Genomic DNA, 18,372 nt, shown 5'->3' on the forward strand with positions numbered 1-18,372 from the left:
GGATGGGCGAAAGGGGCGGGTTAAATCCGGTATCCTTTCCCCATCCCTTTTATGCATACCGCTTAAGCTTTGAACTTTGTGTTTTGGGAAGAAATTGATGAGCAATCAAACCTTACCGATTTTTCAGGTCGATGCCTTTACCAGCCATTTGTTTGCCGGTAATCCTGCCGCTGTGGTGCCGCTGGAACGCTGGTTGCCCGATGCGACCATGCAGCAGATCGCAATGGAAAATAACCTTTCCGAAACCGCGTTTTTTGTCAAAACCGAAGAGGGTGATGCCGATTTCCACATTCGCTGGTTTACGCCCACGGTCGAAGTGCCGCTTTGTGGCCATGCGACACTTGCCAGCGCGCTTGTGATGTTTAACCAGCTTGGCTTTGCCGGTGACGAAATCCGCCTGCAAAGCAAAAGCGGCATTTTAACCGCACGCCGCGATGGTGATGCGATTGTCCTGAATTTTCCGGTTCAGCCGATTGTTGATGGTACTGTGGCCGATAATATCGTTGCCGCCCTGTCGCCCGAAAAGCCGCAGGCTGTTTTCAAGGTTGTCAGCCGCGATACCGATTATGTGCTGGTTTATGAAAACGGCAAAACCGTGCGTGATATGGTGCCAGATATGTCGGTGCTGGCAACACTTGCGGAACGTGGTGTTATTGTTACAGCCCCATCAGACAGCGATGATTGCGATATGGTGTCGCGATATTTCCTGCCCGCCTTGGGCATTAATGAAGACCCGGTAACAGGTTATATGCATTGCGTCGTTGCCCCCTATTGGGCGGGTAAAACCGGCAAGGCAAATGTGGTGGGGTATCAGGCATCAGCACGCGGCGGATTCATTGACTGCACGGTTGATGGGGATCGCGTGCATTTGAAGGGCCGTGCGGTGCTGTTCTTAAAGGGCGAAATTTATCTGCCCTGATCGCAGGAAGCGGCGGTTATCAATCGGCTGCCTTTGATAAAACCTGTTTCCCGATTTGTCGGGGATAGGCCAAAAATCAGTCAACCCGCCAATTATTGAAATTGGCGGGTTGTTGTTTTTCAGGCGGCATGACGGATTGTGTGATCGTTGAAATTAAAGGTGGTGCCGGTAATAAAATCGGCATCCGGCCCGGCCAGAAAGGACAGGCCACTGGTGATATCGCCCAAAAGCGACGTATTGCCAAAAGAAGCGGTTAAATTGCTGCGATCTAAAAAGTTCGATTGCAGGCGGTTCACCGTAACATGCCGGTCATGTAGCGATTTTGCGCTATGCGTGATCAAATCATGCAGGGCGGCGGGTTTGGGGCTGCTGGCAATGGCCCGTGTTTTCGCCTGTGCGGCCGAATTGCCAATGGTGATGATGCGCCCGCCATCGCGAATGACCGGGGCAATCGCATCAATGGCGGCTTTGCTGTATAGGCGTTCGTCATCCTGCAGGACAAACGAAACATTGTTGGTAACCAGAATATCAACCTGGCCGAAATCGTCGATCACCCGCGAAACAAGCGCCTTGATGCCTGAAACACGGTCGCAATTGATGGCATAGGCCCGGGCATTAACGCCGCGTGCTTCAAGGCCGGTAACAATGCCTGCTGCATTCCAGGCGTTTTTCGGATGGCTGATGATCACATCGGCACCCTGGTCTGCCAGGGTTTGGGCGCTTAAGGCGCCAATTCCATAATGGCCGTCGGTAACGATGGCAATTTTGCCTGCCAAGGGTTTGTTCATGGCCGTTCTCCTAACGAGGGGTTTTCACTGTATGAATAAACCATAACGGCGAAAACGGCCGGGCAGTAGTCCCCGATCTTACGACCTAGCGTTCGTTGTATGGAACGATGCAAAGATCAAAACCGGATGAAGGAGGGAGCAGGCAGGGGTAAGATAATGTGGCGATATCAGGTGATAACGAATGATCAGGCGTTGTAACCGCCATCGACATTGATCACCGTACCGGTGATATAGGATGCCGCCGGGCTGGCAAGAAATGCAATGGCAGCGGCGACTTCTTCGGGCATGGCCGGGCGGCCAAGCGGCACGGCGGTTTTGTAGGGTGTCGGGTATTTCGCAAGCGGGTCCATCAGCTCGTCATTCACAAAGCCGGACTGAACCACATTCACGGTGATATTGCGCGGGCCCAGGTCACGTGCGGCTCCACGGGTAAAGCCCACCATTGCGGCCTGTGTGGCGGTAAAATCGGCAAGGCCGCTGGTGCCTGCATGGGTGCACAGACATGAGCCAAGTGTAATGATCCGCCCGCCTTCGCGCATCAGGGGTGCGGCGGTGCGAATGGTGGATGCGGTTGCACAAAAATTGACAGCCTGCTGGCGTTTGATGCCCTGCATGTCGGCGTCTGGGTTGTCCACCTGGCCGCAAACGGCAATGGATGCCGCATTCACCAGAATGTCCAGGCGGCCGAAATGCGCCACGGCGGTTTGCACCATCGCATTGACCTGCAGGGTGTCGGCAGGGTCGGCCTCAAAGGATTTCGCCTCGACTTTCAGGCCCTGAAGTTCCTTGATCATTTCCCGGGCAATCTGACGGTCGCAGACATAGCCAATGGCAATGTTTGCGCCCTGTTCAGCCAGCATGCGCGCGGTGGCCGCGCCAATGCCGAACGATCCCCCTGTAACCAGGGCGACTTTGCCGCTTAGAAGTTTACTCATGGTGGCTCCGGCTGGATGTGAAAAAGGACCGAATTATCGACGATGGACCAGAATTTAGATTCTGTAAGATGTGGACAGTAGTCCCTTTTTGCGGCACTCTGCGTTCAACATATGGAACAATGAGGTCAGTCATGCAGGACTTGAATGATCTTTTTTACTTTGCGCAGGTGGTGTCGCATGGTGGCTTTGCCCCGGCTGGCCGCGCACTGAACCAGCCAAAGTCAAAACTTAGCCGGCGCGTAGCTCAACTCGAAGAGCGGCTGGGTGTCAAGCTAATCGAAAGATCAAGCCGCCGCTTCCGGGTTACGGAACTGGGCCAGGCATTTTACGATCGTTGCGCAAATATTTTGACCGAAGCCGAAGAGGCCGAGGCAATTGTTGCGGAAGCAAAAGGCGTTGAGCAGGGGGTGGTGCGCATCAGTGTGCCACCAGCGATGCTTGAAACCGCACTGGCGGAAGTACTGGCAGATTTCAGCGAAAAATTCCCCAAGGTGCAATTGCGCATCATGGCAACCAACCGTCGCGTTGATCTGATTGAAGATCGTGTGGATGTGGCGTTCCGTGTTCGCGATTCGCTTGATAGCGACGCGACCCTGATTGTCAAAACGCTTGGCCTTGCCGATGCCATCATGGTTGCCAGCCCGACATTGATGGAAAAACTGGGGCCGGGTTTCACGGTCGATGATATCAACCGTTTCCCGACGCTCAGCATCAAGGGCGAGGATGCCGACACCATTCGCTGGCAGCTTGTTGGCCCGAATGATGATACGCGAATGCTTGAAGTTATGCCGCGTCTGGCGACCAGCGATATTTCCATGATCCGCCAATATGCATTGCGCGGGCAGGGTATTGCGCTGTTGCCACGTTTTAGCACCCATCACGCCATTCAGGCAGGCCGCCTGGTGCAGGTTTTGCCGGAATGGCGGGCTGTTGGCGGCATTGTGCATATTCTGTTCAAGGCGCGGCGTGGTTTGCCGCCAGCCGTGCGCGCCCTGATCGATCATTTGACCGATCGCGCCCGGGAACGCACCCTTTGGGAATGCGACGAGGCCCTGGAACGCCTGTGCCCGCATTATATTTGCCGTGAAGGCGCGATCGAAGAAAGCCTGGCGCAAAATATGCCTGCGCGGGAAACCAAAAAACTGGTCGACGCCTGATTGCCAAATTGGCATGGCAGTAATGCCCGAAACGCTCTGACGCTATCGTTTATGCGATTGTCAGAGCGTTTTTGTGCGGGCAGACTTGCCCGTGAAAGTCACGCCATACCAGATTGCCGCAGCGCGATTTTTATTGACCGACGGCCCGGGCTTTCGGCTAAGTAATAGTGATTAAATGCAAGATGCCCCCGATAAGGCGGGGCATCGGCCCGCCCTGCGGGTTGTAAAAGGCGATTTGCGACAGGGGAAATTCAACGTGCTAGACAATGTCGTCGCCAGTAGTGCGACACCGTTGCAGATGTGGGTTGTGCTTGCGCTGGTCGCGGGTTCACTCGTGCTTTACGGCTGGGAACGCATCTCGCTTGAAATGACGTCGATGGCGATCATCGCGGTTCTGCTGCTGTTCTTTAACATTTTCCCGCTTAATAACAGCGATGGTGACAACCTTCTGGGGCCCGACACCATCATGTCGGGTTTTGCCAACCCGGCCTTGCTGACGGTTCTTGCTTTGCTGGTGGTAGGGCAGGCGCTGGTTTTAACTGGCGGGGTCAGTTATATCGCCGGGCTGATTACGGAACATGGCGGCAAAAACGCCTCGTTGGCGATATTTGTTGGCCTGTTTGTGGTGATGCTGTTATCGGCATTTCTGAACAATACGCCGGTGGTGGTTATTTTCATTCCCATCATTCAGGCACTGGCCGAACGTATTCAGCGATCCCCCAGTTCTTTGATGATCCCGCTATCTTTCGTGGCGATCCTGGGCGGTATGACCACGTTGATCGGGTCTTCGACCAACCTTCTGGTTTCCAGTTCGCTGATCGAACTGGGCATGGATCCGCTGGAATTTTTTGAATTTACCGTTGTTGGCGGCGTTCTTGCCCTGACCGGCTTTGTCTATGTGCTGTTGGTGGCACCGCGCCTGTTGCCGGCACTGGCCTCCATGCGCAGCCGTTTGACCCAGCCCGATGGCAGCGGTAAGCAGTTCATTGCCCAGATCACGGTGGGCCCGGCATCCAAAATGATTGGCACCAAACCGGTGGCCGGGTTTTTCAAAAACCTGCCCAATGTCACAATCCAGATGATTGTGCGCCGTGAACATGCCGATCTGCCGCCATTTGACGAACATATGGAAATTCAGCCGGGTGATGTGCTGGTGGTTGCTGCCACCCGCAAGGCCCTGACCGAGGCCCTGCAAAAAGACCCCGGCCTGATCCATGCCGAAGCCGCCGCCGTGCATGATGGCAGCGATAATAGTGAAAACAAATCGACCCAGCTTCTGGCCGAAGTCATGCTGCCGCCCGGTTCACGCCTGATTGGCTTTAACCTGGAGCAGATCGGGTTTCGCTATCAGTATAAATGCCTTGTTTTGGGCATTCAGCGTCGTTCGCGCATGATCCGTACGCAGATGACGGAAATCCGCCTTGAAGCGGGTGACGTTCTGCTGGTTCAGGGCCGGTCCGAGGATGTTGAGGCCCTGCGTACCATCCGTGATGTGGTGTTGCTGGAATGGTCCACCCGTGCCTTGCCGCGCCCGTTCCATGCCCGCCGGGCTGCCTTCATCTTTTTGGGGGTTATCGGCCTTGCGGCAACGGGCGTTGTGCCGATCATGGTGTCCAGCTTCATCGGGGCGGGGCTTATGATCGGGTCGGGCGCGCTTAATATGCGCCAGGCATCGCGGGCGATTGACCGCAAAATTGTGTTGCTGGTGGCCGCGGCCCTGGCTCTTGGCAATGCCCTGCAGCTTACCGGCGGGGCATCCTATGTGGCCGATGTGTTGCTAACCGCCCTGCATGGGGCACCGGCACCGGTGATTTTGTCGGTCTTTTTCCTGATGGTGGCATGTTTCACCAACGTTCTGTCCAACAATGCCTGTGCGGTTCTGTTTACGCCGATTGGCATTGGCATGGCCCAGCAGCTTGATGTGCCGCCGCATATTTTTGCCATTGCGGTGGTCATGGCGGCGAACTGTTCGTTTGCATCACCGGTTGGCTACCAAACCAACCTTCTGGTGATGGGGCCAGGGCATTATCGCTTTGTTGACTTCCTGAAGTCGGGCACACCGCTGATCCTGCTTTTGTGGGTGGCATTCAGCCTGTTTGCCCCGTGGTATTACGGGCTTTCCTTCTAGGGGCTTTGCCTGTTTTGATTGCGAATAAAGCCGGTGCGCCTTGCGTAGCCGGCTTTTTCGTTTTTGTGGTCCTGATGGTGGGTTTGGAAAACGGCAGCAAAACCCCCTATGTTGCGGTTTTCATTGAAACCTTTGTGCGCTGGCATGCCCAAATCGGCATTAACCCTTGCGCCGAACGCGTTTGACTTTTGCCATCAAGGCAATAGGATCGCGCTTCGCTTATCAATGTGCCGCAAATATGTGCCGGATTTCCCGGTTCTGCGGTGTTTTTCTGTGTGATCAGGAACAGCCCCATGGTCGATATTGCCAATTTTCCAAAGCCTGCCAACCGTCCTGCAAGTGCCAATTTTTCGTCGGGTCCGTGTAAAAAACGTCCGGGCTGGTCTGCAGATGCGCTGGAAACCGAGGTTCTGGGGCGTTCGCATCGATCTCCGCTGGGCAAGGCACGCCTGGAAGAAGCCATTGATCGCACCCATGCCATTTTGAACCTGCCCGAAGGGTACCTTGTTGGTGTGGTTCCGGCATCCGATACCGGTGCTGTTGAAATGGCGCTGTGGTCGATGCTGGGCGCGCGCGGTGTCGATATGCTGGCTTGGGAAAGCTTTGGTTCAACCTGGGTGACTGACGTTCTCAAGCAGTTGAAACTTGATGATGTTCGCGTCTTCGAGGCCGATTACGGCAAGCTGCCCGATCTGGCACAGGTTGATTTTGACCGTGACGTGGTTTTCACCTGGAACGGGACGACCGCCGGTGTGCGTGTTCCGAATGGCGACTGGATCGCCGATGACCGCAAGGGCCTGACCTTCTGTGATGCGACATCGGCCATTTTTGCCATGGAACTGCCGTGGGACAAACTCGACGTTGTGACCTATAGCTGGCAGAAAGTACTGGGCGGCGAGGGTGGCCATGGTGTCATCATCTTGAGCCCGCGTGCCGTTGAACGTCTTGAAAGCCATGTTCCGGCCTGGCCGATGCCGAAAATCTTCCGCATGACCAAGGGCGGCAAGCTGATTGACGGTATTTTCCGGGGTGAAACCATCAATACCCCGTCGATGCTGGTGGTTGAGGATGCGATTGATGCCCTGAAATGGGCCGAGGAAATTGGCGGCCTTGCCGGTTTGCTGTCGCGTACCCGCGAAAATCGCCGTTTGCTTGATGAATGGCTTGCCAAAAGCGATTGGGCAGCCGATCTGGCCGAAAAGCCGGAAACGGCATCGAACACGTCAATGTGCATCAAAATCGTCGATCCGTGGGCGCTGGCGCAGGATGCAAAGATTCAGGCAAGCCTGCCAAAACGCATCTCGCAACTGCTGGATGGCGAAAAAGTTGCCTATGACATCAATGGTTACCGCGATGCGCCTCCCGGCCTGCGAATTTGGGGTGGTGCGACCGTAGAATCCAGCGATATCAATGCGTTGCTGCCTTGGCTTGACTGGGCATATGCCGTTGCCAAGGCCGAAATCGCCGATCGCTGATTACAGGGATTGCGATAATATTTGCGTTTTTCGGGTTTTCCCGTTGCCCTGTGCCTCACAACGCGGTAGTAACCGCTACCGGATGCACAGGGCAGGACGCATGCGAACCCTAAACCCTGCCTGAAATTGCACGCACAGTCCGGAAAGTCTGAACACATGACCGAACTCGCCAGGAAAGCCCTTCTTCCCGCCGGCTTGCAGGATGTCCTGCCGGTGGTTGCTGCCCAGGAAGCTGAAATCCGCGAAAAGCTGATGGCGAGTTTCGCCCTGGCTGGCTATGACCGCGTAAAAACACCGCTGGTCGAATTTGAAGAAAGCCTTCTGGAAGGCGCAGCCCCCGAACTTGCAAAACAGACCTTTCGTCTGATGGACCCGGTATCGCACCGTATGATGGGTGTGCGGTCCGACATGACGCCGCAGGTTGGCCGTATTGCCGCCACCCGCCTGAAAGATGACCCGCGCCCCTTGCGCCTGGCCTATTCGGGTGATGTGTTGCGCATTCAGGGTACCCAGCTTCGCCCGGAACGCCAGTTCGCCCAGGTTGGCGCTGAACTGATTGGCGTTTCCAGTGCTGCTGCCGATACCGAAATTGTTTTGCTGGCCCTTGAGGCACTTGAAAATGTCGGCCTGCCGGATGTTTCGGTTGATCTGAATTTGCCGACCTTGCCGACGCGCCTGTTCGAAGCCTTTTCCGTTGCCCCCGATGACCGCGAAAAATTGACCGAAGCCCTTGAGCGTCGCGACGTTGCCGCGATCAAGGCTGCCAGTGGCCCGGTTACCGATGTTCTTGTTACTTTGCTGGAGGCCGCAGGCCCCGCCAGCACCGCACTACCGCGTCTGAAGCGCCTTGAGCTGCCGATGGGTGCATCCGAGGATTTGCACCGCCTGGTTGAGGTGGCAGAACGTATCCTGGCCTCCGACCTTGATGCCGCCCTGACGGTGGACCCGGTTGAAATGGCCGGTTTCCGGTATCAGACCGGTGTCAGCTTTACCATTTTTGGCAAACATGTACGTGGTGAACTGGGGCGCGGCGGCCGTTATCGCGCCGGTGGTGCCAGTGGCGAAGCCGCAACGGGCATGTCATTATTCATGGATACGGTTTTGCGCGGCCTTGAAAGCCCCAGTGCAAAACCGCGGGTTTACCTGCCATTGGGCGTTGCCCAGCACGAAGCGCGTAAATTGCGCCGTGACGGCCATGTTACCATTGCGGCCCTTGAAGGGGCCGCCGAAGCCAAAACCGCCGATGCCGCACGCAAGGAAGCTGCGCGGATGGGCTGTGATTTTATTTATCTTGATGGGCGGGTCGAACCGCTGGACGCGTAGGTTTTTCCGTCAGGAAAAGCCGTTTTTTATCGCTCAAGGAGTTTTGCGATGACCAATGTTGCCGTGATCGGTTCCCAGTGGGGGGACGAAGGTAAAGGCAAGATCGTTGACTGGCTGTCAGAACGTGCCGATGTTGTCGTTCGTTTTCAGGGTGGTCACAATGCCGGTCATACGCTGGTAATTGACGGCAAGGTTTATAAGCTGAGCCTGCTGCCGTCAGGTATCGTGCGCGACAAGAAACTGTCGGTTATCGGCAATGGCGTTGTGGTTGACCCGTGGGCATTGCTGGCCGAAATTTCGCGCCTGCAGGAACAGGGCGTTACCATTACGCCTGAAAACCTGCGTGTTGCTGAAAATGCCTGCCTGATCCTGCCATTGCATGGCAACCTGGACAAGGCCCGCGAAGCAGCCGCCACCGGCAATAACAAAATCGGCACCACCGGTCGTGGTATCGGCCCGGCATATGAAGACCGCGTTGGTCGCCGCGCCATTCGCGTGGGTGATCTTGCCGACGAAGAACTGCTGGCAGCAAAGGTTGAAAACCTGCTGACGCACCACAATGCCCTTCTGCGCGGCCTTGGCCAGCCGGAAGTGGACGGTGCCGAACTGCTGGCACAGCTTAAGGAAATCGCACCGAAGATCCTGCCGTTCGCCGATACCGTGTGGAAATCGCTGAACCAGATCAAGGAAGCCGGCAAGCGCATCCTGTTTGAAGGCGCGCAGGGCACCATGCTTGATATCGACCATGGTACATATCCGTTCGTGACCTCGTCGAATACCATTTCGGGTTCGGCTGCTGGCGGTTCGGGCATCGGCCCGTCTGGCGTTGGCTATGTTCTGGGTATCACCAAGGCATACACCACCCGCGTTGGCGAAGGTCCTTTCCCGTCCGAACTGTTTGATGCCGACGGCGAACGCCTGGGCGAACGCGGCCATGAATTTGGCGTGGTTACCGGCCGTAAACGCCGTTGTGGCTGGTTTGATGCCGCCCTTGTCCGCCAGTCGGTCAAGGTTAACGGTATTCACGGCATCGCGCTGACCAAGCTTGACGTGCTTGATGGTTTTGATGAAATCAAAATCTGCACCGGCTATGACATTGATGGCGAAATTTACGATCACCTGCCAGCCAACCAGCGCCTGCAGGCCAAAGCCAAACCGGTTTATGAAACCATTCCTGGCTGGTCGGAAACCACCATGGGCGCACGTAGCTGGGCTGATCTGCCAGCCAGTGCAATCAAATATGTGCGTCGCATCGAAGAACTGATCGAGGCACCGGTTGCCCTGCTGTCAACCAGCCCGGAACGTGATGATACCATTCTGGTTCACGACCCGTTCAGCGCATAATGTGATCTGATATTTTATGCAAAAAACCGTCCGCTTCGTCGGGCGGTTTTTTGTGTTTAAACCCAATCGGATAGATGACGTTCTTGACCTCTGTCGATAACGTCTTGCCCGTAACGGGCAACAGAAGTATCGTTTATGGGTTCATGAACATTTAAACTGCGGGTTCGATGGCTGATAACGCAAAGATGCAGCCCGAAGACGCATCATCCCGGCCGGAAGGCGAGATGGATGATGATGTCGCGGGACATGGTCAGGATGACCAGAAAGCACCACCATCAGATGCGCCGCCGCCCAAAACCGGGGGCAGCAGGCATGTCGATGTTGGTAATTTCCGGATATTCCCCGATCTGAGACTGCCGGAATTTGACTGTGGTCCGTCGCAGGCTTTTGTTGCCGAAGGCATCAAACGCGACGATGGGGCCATTTATGCGTTGGTCACCGATCCGACTTTGCCGACCCGTTCCGAATTGTTGCGTGTACTTTCGGGTATGCGCATTGGCGGCCAGCTGGACCTGCTGGATTATGAAATCGTGCATTGGCCGCCGCTCGATCGTAGTACGATTGTGTGTTTTTATTCCAAACCGGGCGGCAGCAAGGTCTTTACCGAGGGCGGCAAAAAGGCTGTTATTGACGAACATGACTTGCCAGCAACGGTGATTGTACCGCTGATCAATATTTTGACGGTGCTTTCCGATAAAAACCTGGCCCATCGAAATATTCGTGCCGATAACCTTTATTTCTCCGATGAAAAACGCGCCAGTGTTGTGGCGGGTGACTGCGCATCCTGCCCGGCAGGTTTTGCGCAACCCATCGTTTACGAACCGATTGACCGTATGTCTGCCGAACCGGCCGGCCGCGGGGCAGGGGCGCTGTCTGATGATATGTATGCGCTGGGCATTACCATTGCCGCGCTAGGCATCGGGCATACGCCACTTGCGAAATTTTCCGACAAGGAAATTGTCGAAATGAAGCTGGCGCGCGGTTCGTTCCAGACGCTGGCCGCGCATGAAAAACTGCCCCTGACCTTGATCGAGCCGATCCGCGGCCTGTTATGCGATGATTTCGAGGAACGCTGGGGCCTGTCCGAGCTTAACAGCTGGCTGGATGGCCGCCGGGTGAAACCGGTGCAGGGCAATAGTGAACGTCGGGCGGCACGCGCGCAAAATATTGGCGGGCGCGATTATTATACCGCACGCGGCCTTGCCAATGGTGTTTTTACCAACTGGGTGGCGTCGCTGGCACCGTTGCGTGACGGCGTTGTCGAAGTCTGGCTGCGACGTGGTTTGAATGATGCTGACCGGTCCAAGGCGATGTCCGAAGCCATGCGGCAAATGGCATGGTCGGGCAGCGATAAACGTACCGCCGAAGATGTGCTGATTTCACGCGGGATCGCCATTCTTGACCCTAACGGGCCTGTTCGACACAAAAATTTCTCGGCCATGCTCGATGGTTTGGGGCCGATGCTGTCCTATGATGTGCAACATGGCAAAGGCGCGCAGGCCTTTTCCGAGGTGGTGGTTCGCGACCTGCCGACTTTCTGGTTTTCGCGCATTACTGGCTTTCGCCCCGAAATTCAGTCGCAGCAGCAGGTCTATAAGGGTCTGCGCTATTACATGCAGCAGCAAAGTATGGGCTATGGCTATGAACGCTGCCTTTATGCGCTGGTAAAAAACCAGCATTGCCTTAGCCCGCTTGTCGAAAATGAATATGTCATTCACATCGCACAGCTTTTGCCTGCGCTGGAAAAGGTTGCATCGGTAACACCGCACAGCAGCTGGCCGGTTGACCGGCATATTGCCGCCTTTATTGCTGTGCGCCTGCAGGATGACACCGAACCGCAATTAACCGCCCTGCAAAACCCGGGTGACGAGGTGGAATTCAGCCGGTCGATCATCAGTTTGCTGGCACTTGTGCAGTGGCGGCACGGCCCCGATAGCCTGCCGCATCTGGGCCTGTGGGTTGCACGTTTGATGGAACCGGCCACCAAGGTTTTCCATAGCCGCGAACGCCGTGAAAAGGTGGAACGCGAAATTCCCAAGCTGGCAAAACGCGGTAATCTGGTCGAGCTTTACAACCTGATCAATGATGAAAAAGAACGTCGCAAGGACCAGGACGAATTCATTTCCGCTGTCGAGGAATATTCAGCAGCCGATAGCGAGGTGTTCGATCTGGAATCTTCTGGCCCGGCGCGCATGATACTGGCCGAACAGATTGGCCGTCAGGTGGCATCATTTGCCTCGACCATGATTGCGCTGCTGACGGTATCGGCTTTGTTCATGATGACGGTCTGGTAAGGGGGCAACATGGCAAAGAAAAAAGACAAAGCCCCCAAAAGCGGCGGGAAAAAATCCGGTGGATTGTCCTTTCTGGCAATTCTGGTGATGGGGGTGCTGCTGTTTATGGTGGCATTACCCACCTTTATTACGCTGGTCGCCGGGTTGATCCCGTCTGTCCTGGCGTTTTTCCTGGACCGGCACCGGGGGCGGTATCTGGCGCGGTGTGTTTTCGGGCTTAATTTTTCCGGTGTCGCACCCTATGTGATGGAACTTTGGCGTGATGGCGGGCAAAGCGTTTCCATGGCAACCCAGCAACTGCTGGACCCGATGACGATGGTCATCATGTATGGCGCAGCGGGGTTGGGCTGGCTGATGTATCTTGCCATGCCGCCGATTGTTGCCAATGTCCTGAACCTGACGGCACAACGCCGCACGGTTGAGTTACGCGAACAACAGCGTGACCTGATCAAGGTTTGGGGGGAAAACCTGATTTCCGAAATTGAAAAGGGCAGCCGTTAATCGGCTGTTTTTTGGCTGTTTGCAGTTTAGCCGCGTTCAAAAGAGTGCGGGCAGTCCTTGCGCCTGGCCAGAGGTGGTGGGGGGCTTGCCCTATCGGGGAGAAAGTGCCGCAAGCATTGAACGGGCGCTTTTACTTGCTTGCTTCAAGTATTCGGTATTTTCCACATGCAGGCCATTACCGGATTAACACCCGGATCAGCATCCCAAATATTGAATTGAAGGCATTATCCCGCGACGGCGGGCAGGGCGGAGATGATTGATCCGCGTGTGGGTTGATCCATGTTGGTAAAGGCAAATTAACAAACAAAAAGAACGGCCTGATGACCGTTCTTTTTGGGCTGGCAAGAAACGGGATAAACTTGCTAGCCGGGGTTGTGATGCGCTTAGTTGTGCATGCGCTGGCAGATTTTTTCAAAGGCGCGTACTTCGATCTGGCGGATGCGTTCACGCGAAATGCCGTAGGTCATGCTGAGGTTTTCAAGCGTAACCGGGGTTTCATACAGGCGACGCTGGGTCAGAATGTCGCGTTCACGGTCATTAAGGCCAGACATCGCGGATTTCAGCATATTCATGCGCTGAACAAATTCTTCGCGGCGACCCAGGCGAACTTCCTGGTTGTCTTCTTCGCTTTCCAGCCAGTCAACCCATTCGCCTTCGCCTTCAACACGTACCGGAGCATTGAGCGAATGATCCGGGCCGGAAAGGCGACGGTTCATCATGACGACGTCTTCTTCCGAAACATTCAGTTTTTCGGCAATGGTTTCGACCTGTTCGGGCGTCATGTCGCCTTCTTCAATGGCCTGCATCTGGCTTTTCAGCTTGCGCAGGTTGAAGAACAGTTTTTTCTGGGCTGCCGTGGTGCCGATCTTAACCAGCGACCAGGAATGCAGAATATATTCCTGGATGGCGGCGCGGATCCACCACATGGCATAGGTTGCAAGGCGGAAGCCTTTGTCGGGATCAAAGCGCCGGACGGACTGCAAAAGGCCGATATTGCCTTCCGAGATCAGTTCGTTGATCGGCAAGCCGTAGCCGCGATAGGACATTGCAATTTTTGCAACGAGACGCAGGTGGCTGGTGATCAGCTTTTCTGCTGCCTTTTCGTCTTCGTGGTCACGATAACGTTCTGCGAGGGCGGTTTCGACGTCGGGTGCCAACATCGGATAGCGACGAATACGCTGAAGATAGCCGGTCAGACCATCCGGAGAAATCGTCAATACTGCTGCATTACCCTGTTTCATTGGTGCCTCCCAATGCGCTTGTGGAACAGTGCATAAATCCCCTAGCACTGATTGCAGGGTATACAGAGGTATTAGGAAGCGTCAATATAAAAATAATAAGTAAGTATAGACTACATACAACTAAAGGATAGGTTCAGGGCGGTGTAGACGGCCTTCAGGTCCTCGGGCATGGGGGCGGAAAAGGTAATAAAGTTACCTGTTCTAGGGTGCGCAAAGCCAAGAGTTTGCGCGTGTAGCGCCTGTTTTCCGAAGGCGGAAAGAACGGCCTGGGACGTCTGGTTAAGGTGCCTGACCGAACGTGACTTGCTGTAAACTGGATCACAGACAAGTGAATGCCCGACATGGGCCATATGCACCCGTATTTGGTGTGTGCGACCGGTCGCAAGCTTGCATTTAATAACTGACGCTAACGAGTCGGGCCGTTTTTCTATCACGCTATAGTAAGTAAGGGCAGGTTTACCCCCCGAGGCCAGAACCGCCATTTTCTTGCGATTCCGCGGGCTGCGGCCAATATTGCCCGAGATTTTACCCTCCGCCGGGGAGGGGCAGCCCCACACAATCGCAATATAGGTGCGTTCGATATTTTCCTTATCCTCGGCAAACAGCTTGGAAAGCGCACGGTGGGCCATGTCGTTTTTGGCAACAACCATCGCCCCGCTGGTATCCTTATCAAGGCGATGCACGATACCTGGCCGCTTGACACCGCCAATACCCGACAGGCTGTCACCGCAATGGGCCAAAAGGGCATTAACCAGCGTACCACTTTCATTGCCAGCGGCAGGATGCACCACCATGCCCGCTGGCTTGTTGATCACCAGAAGGTCGTCATCTTCATAAAGCACATCAAGCGCGATGGTTTCGGCTTCGGGGGTGGCGGGTTCGGCGGGCGGAATTTGCAGTTCCATGGTTTGCCCGGCGCGCACCTTGGTTGAAACGCTGTCTTTGATCACGCCATCAACAAGCAGGTGCCCTTCGGTAATCAGCGCTTTTAAGCGTGAGCGCGATTCCTGCGGCCATGCCTTGGCAAGGACACGATCCAGGCGTTCCCCGGCATCTTCAGGCTGGGTGACATAAACCAGGCCATTTTCATCAGCAAGCGGGTCGGGCGTGGAATGGTCGGACATGGAACTGCAATTTCATCAAGAAGGAACGGAAACGGGGCAGGGCGGCAAAACTGCGCCATCTTAGCAGCTTGCACCTTCCTTGCCAGTCAGGCTGGCGCAACATAGCGGAAAAACCGCCTTTTGCAATTCCCGTGCATTCAGGGGGGATATGTGTTTATTCGGGGCTTCACTCTGGCAGGGCGTTGGCTTCATAATGGGCATCCCTGCAGAAAGCAGGTTTTACCCTTGGGCAGTTTGCGGAAAGAAAATGCGCGTTATTAAAATTCTTGTGGCTGTAATGGCAGTGTTGATCCTGATTGGCATTGCGCTGGTCGTCTATGGCCTGCAGCGCGACAAGGCGGCAAAGCAGGCGGAAAATGCCGCAACCCAGACCATGACGGTACAACCCGAACCGCCCATTTCCGATGGAATGGATAATGCCGGTACGCCGCTTTCAACAGACAGCGAATATGAAGAACCCCTTGATGAGCCCTTTGGCACCATCAATGTGGACCTGGCCGCCGATGAAACCCTGCTTTCTTTCAAGGTTGATGGTGACCGGGCCTTTTTGCACCTGACCGGGCCAAAGGGCGCGCGGATTGTGGTTGTTTCCATGACCGATAAAAGTGTTCTGGGCCAAATCCTGCTGATGAAGCCGAACTGATCGCAAAACCCAAACATGCCTTTGGGCAGGGTGATGGATATGGCGGATACACAAATCACCATTGCAAAGCCGGTTCTTGATGAAATTCTCGACCATGCGGCGCAAAGCTGGCCAATGGAATGCTGTGGGCTTTTGATTGGCCCGCGTGATGTGGATGCAGGTTTGGGGGCGAACAAGAAGGCAGGCGAACCTTCATTTGCCTCACGCCCCTATGAAATACGCATATCGCGCTGTGTGGTGGCGGCCAATGTTGCCGATGATCCCACCATGACCTTTGAAATTGATCCGGGCCTGCTTTTGCGCACGCACCGTGCCGTGCGGGAAAGTGGCGAGGAAATTATGGGCTGTTACCATTCGCACCCGAATGGCCATGTGCTGCCATCCCGCACCGACCTGCAACGTGCCGAACAGGCCGGTTTTTTATGGCTGATCGCCGGAAGCGTTACCGAAGGTGTGCGCGATTGGGCGATATATCAGCGTATGCCAGTAATCGATAACGACCTGGCAGCACGGTATTTCCAAACACTTGATTGCCGGGTGGACCCGGATGACATTGCCCGGTAAGCAAAACGGCCCGTGATTGCGGGCCATTTTTTATGGGGTGCTTACCTTCATTGCGACGGGAGGGGGATTAACCGGCAGCCAGCCGCTCCAGCGCGCCAGTCTGGCGGGCAAGGCAATGTTCAAGATTATAACGTTTGCCAACCACCTGCCGGCCTAGCTGGCGCAGGGCTTCGTAACGCTGGGGATGGGTCAGAACATCGCCAATCTGGTTTGCCAGCAGTTCCGGGTCCCAGAAATCGGTCAGCAGGCCGTTTTTACCATGATGGATGATTTCCTCGACCGGCCCGGTTTTAGACCCGATCACAAGCGTTCCGCAGGCCATGGCTTCCAGTACTGACCAGGACAGTACAAACGGGAAGGTCAGGTAAATATGCACCCGGCTGACCTGAAACAGTGTCACAAGCTGCTCATGCGGGATTTGGCCCAAAAAAACGATGCGTGATGGGTCAATACCCGTTTCTTCCATCATGATTTCGCGCCAGGGCCGCCCGTCAGGGGCGGGTGCGCCATAGCTGACACCATCACCACCGGCCACCAGAAACAGGGCATCGGGGTGATTTTGCGACACTTTGGCGGCGGCACGCATGAATTGGGGAAACCCGCGATAGGGTTCAAGGTCACGCGCGACATAGGTCACAACCGGTGTGGTGCGGTCAATCACGCGGCCGTCGGGCAATGTGAATTTCACATTGGCATCCGGGCGGCAGCGCTGCATGTCGATGCCATCGTGGCACACGCCAATTTTGCTGCGTAAAAACTTTGGATAGGCGGCTTTCTGCCACTGGGTCGGGCTGATGCCGGCATCGATCTGTTCAAGGGTTAAAAGCTGGCTGCTATTGCGCAGTCGAAGCTGTTTACGCTGGTTAAGCGATACCTGTTCCTGCGGGTCAAACCCCACATCACGGCCACTGGCATGGTAGAAATGCTCGCAATACCCCAAAAGCGGGGTATCAGGTAAAACATCGCGGGCAAACATCATGCTGCCCCAGCCGATATGGCCAAAAACGATATCGGGTTTGCCTTCCTGCGCCACCAGCGATGCAAGCGTATCGGCGGCCTGATGGCCGACTTCGGTATGCAGGTTGATATGGCTGGCTGGTTTTGCATGGGCAGGCAGGGCATCGGGCGAGCGATGCCGCAAAACCCGCACACCGGGCAATTTTACGTTCATCCCTTCGCAAAGAAAGGAAACCTGCCACCCGGCATTGGCCAGGTGACAGGCAAGATGTACAAATTGTCCCGGCCCACGACGATGGACAAAGACAACTTTCATCGGCGGTTGCGTGCCTCGCTGGTCATCATCGGGGCAGAGGCGGGGACACCGCCATAACGCAGGGTCTGTGTCCAGAATTCCTCCAGACGGCGCAGGGTATGAAGCGCATTTTCAAGTTCCGCTTCGCCATCCCGGCCGTTTGAAAGGGCTTCGTGGTATTCTTCGTGAAACTCCTGAAGGGCATCACAAAGTTCGTGGCCCTTTTCGGTCAGTTTGATCCGTGCAGATCGACGGTCGCGCGCCATTACCTGACGTTCGATATAGCCCGATTCAACAAGCTGTTTGAGGTTATATGAGGCATTCGAGCCCATATAATGCCCCCGATCGAGCAGATCACGAACTGAGAGTTCATCATCGCCGATATTAAACAGCAGCGCCACCTGGGCCGGGCTGATGTCATCATTCCCCAGCCTGATCAGATCGACACGCAGCAAATCGGCAAACCGCCGATAGATTCGTTCAACAGTGTTTGCGAGTTCAAGGTGAGTGACGGTCATGGCATTCGATCCGTTATCTGGTCCCAATATACAGTGGCCTTTGACCGGTTGTTACCGGCATCGACCAATCGTTTTCGGAAGATAACAGGACGTTGTTCTGTAACTCTTTTCGACACGCCCAATCCTTCCTGTAGTTTGCTCAAAATTTTGAAGTATTTTCCAAGTT

At 55.3% G+C, this 18,372-nt stretch carries 16 protein-coding genes; 10 read left to right on the forward strand and 6 right to left on the reverse strand.

Features of this window, described 5'->3' with window-relative positions; translation table 11 throughout:
• Positions 1-97: 97 nt before the first annotated feature.
• Complete coding sequence (locus tag CSC3H3_RS08205; protein ID WP_101284536.1) at positions 98-919, forward strand: PhzF family phenazine biosynthesis protein; 822 nt, start codon at positions 98-100, stop codon at positions 917-919.
• A 119-nt stretch (positions 920-1,038) separates the two neighbouring features.
• Here CSC3H3_RS08205 and CSC3H3_RS08210 read toward each other — a convergent pair whose 3' ends face one another.
• Positions 1,039-1,707: an SDR family NAD(P)-dependent oxidoreductase gene (locus tag CSC3H3_RS08210; RefSeq protein ID WP_101284537.1), complete on the reverse strand. Its 669-nt coding sequence runs from the start codon at positions 1,705-1,707 to the stop codon at positions 1,039-1,041.
• A 185-nt stretch (positions 1,708-1,892) separates the two neighbouring features.
• Positions 1,893-2,642: an SDR family NAD(P)-dependent oxidoreductase gene (locus CSC3H3_RS08215; RefSeq protein WP_101284538.1), complete on the reverse strand. Its 750-nt coding sequence runs from the start codon at positions 2,640-2,642 to the stop codon at positions 1,893-1,895.
• Positions 2,643-2,773: 131 nt separating this feature from the next.
• Between CSC3H3_RS08215 and CSC3H3_RS08220 the strand changes: the two genes are divergently transcribed.
• From CSC3H3_RS08220 to CSC3H3_RS08255, 7 genes are all read left to right on the forward strand, one after another.
• Entirely contained in the window at positions 2,774-3,799 is a 1,026-nt protein-coding gene (locus tag CSC3H3_RS08220; RefSeq protein ID WP_101270977.1) for a LysR substrate-binding domain-containing protein, read from the forward strand.
• A gap of 256 nt (positions 3,800-4,055) precedes the next feature.
• Positions 4,056-5,927, forward strand: coding sequence for an SLC13 family permease (locus CSC3H3_RS08225; RefSeq protein ID WP_101271132.1), 1,872 nt, complete (start codon positions 4,056-4,058; stop codon positions 5,925-5,927).
• Between the two features lie 293 nt (positions 5,928-6,220).
• Positions 6,221-7,402, forward strand: coding sequence for a phosphoserine transaminase (locus CSC3H3_RS08235; RefSeq protein ID WP_172963407.1), 1,182 nt, complete (start codon positions 6,221-6,223; stop codon positions 7,400-7,402).
• Between the two features lie 156 nt (positions 7,403-7,558).
• The gene (locus CSC3H3_RS08240; protein WP_101284540.1) at positions 7,559-8,725 is read left to right on the forward strand and encodes an ATP phosphoribosyltransferase regulatory subunit; all 1,167 of its coding nucleotides are present in this window, start codon (positions 7,559-7,561) and stop codon (positions 8,723-8,725) included.
• 48 nt (positions 8,726-8,773) lie between these two features.
• On the forward strand, positions 8,774-10,069 hold the full coding sequence (locus tag CSC3H3_RS08245; protein ID WP_101270973.1) for an adenylosuccinate synthase: 1,296 nt from the start codon (positions 8,774-8,776) through the stop codon (positions 10,067-10,069).
• A gap of 167 nt (positions 10,070-10,236) precedes the next feature.
• Positions 10,237-12,363: a protein kinase family protein gene (locus CSC3H3_RS08250; protein ID WP_101270971.1), complete on the forward strand. Its 2,127-nt coding sequence runs from the start codon at positions 10,237-10,239 to the stop codon at positions 12,361-12,363.
• 9 nt (positions 12,364-12,372) lie between these two features.
• The gene (locus CSC3H3_RS08255) at positions 12,373-12,864 is read left to right on the forward strand and encodes a hypothetical protein (RefSeq protein WP_101284541.1); all 492 of its coding nucleotides are present in this window, start codon (positions 12,373-12,375) and stop codon (positions 12,862-12,864) included.
• 383 nt (positions 12,865-13,247) lie between these two features.
• On the opposite strand, the gene rpoH is transcribed toward CSC3H3_RS08255, so the two are convergent.
• Positions 13,248-14,105, reverse strand: coding sequence for an RNA polymerase sigma factor RpoH (gene rpoH, locus CSC3H3_RS08260; protein WP_101270967.1), 858 nt, complete (start codon positions 14,103-14,105; stop codon positions 13,248-13,250).
• A 110-nt stretch (positions 14,106-14,215) separates the two neighbouring features.
• Entirely contained in the window at positions 14,216-15,229 is a 1,014-nt protein-coding gene (locus CSC3H3_RS08265) for an RluA family pseudouridine synthase (RefSeq protein WP_101284542.1), read from the reverse strand.
• Positions 15,230-15,476: 247 nt separating this feature from the next.
• On the opposite strand from CSC3H3_RS08265, the gene CSC3H3_RS08270 reads away from it, so the two are divergent.
• Both CSC3H3_RS08270 and CSC3H3_RS08275 read left to right on the forward strand, forming a co-directional pair.
• Positions 15,477-15,872: a hypothetical protein gene (locus CSC3H3_RS08270; RefSeq protein ID WP_101270964.1), complete on the forward strand. Its 396-nt coding sequence runs from the start codon at positions 15,477-15,479 to the stop codon at positions 15,870-15,872.
• Positions 15,873-15,911: 39 nt separating this feature from the next.
• On the forward strand, positions 15,912-16,436 hold the full coding sequence (locus CSC3H3_RS08275) for a M67 family metallopeptidase (protein WP_101286161.1): 525 nt from the start codon (positions 15,912-15,914) through the stop codon (positions 16,434-16,436).
• A gap of 67 nt (positions 16,437-16,503) precedes the next feature.
• On the opposite strand, the gene CSC3H3_RS08280 is transcribed toward CSC3H3_RS08275, so the two are convergent.
• Entirely contained in the window at positions 16,504-17,709 is a 1,206-nt protein-coding gene (locus CSC3H3_RS08280; protein WP_101284543.1) for a glycosyltransferase family 4 protein, read from the reverse strand.
• Positions 17,706-18,206 carry a MarR family winged helix-turn-helix transcriptional regulator gene (locus CSC3H3_RS08285; RefSeq protein WP_101270961.1) on the reverse strand — a complete coding sequence of 167 codons (501 nt, stop codon included), beginning with the start codon at positions 18,204-18,206 and terminating at the stop codon, positions 17,706-17,708. Before CSC3H3_RS08285 ends, CSC3H3_RS08280 begins: the two co-directional genes overlap by 4 nt.
• Positions 18,207-18,372: the final 166 nt, after the last annotated feature.

The organism is Thalassospira marina (assembly GCF_002844375.1).
GTDB classification, from domain to species: domain Bacteria; phylum Pseudomonadota; class Alphaproteobacteria; order Rhodospirillales; family Thalassospiraceae; genus Thalassospira; species Thalassospira marina.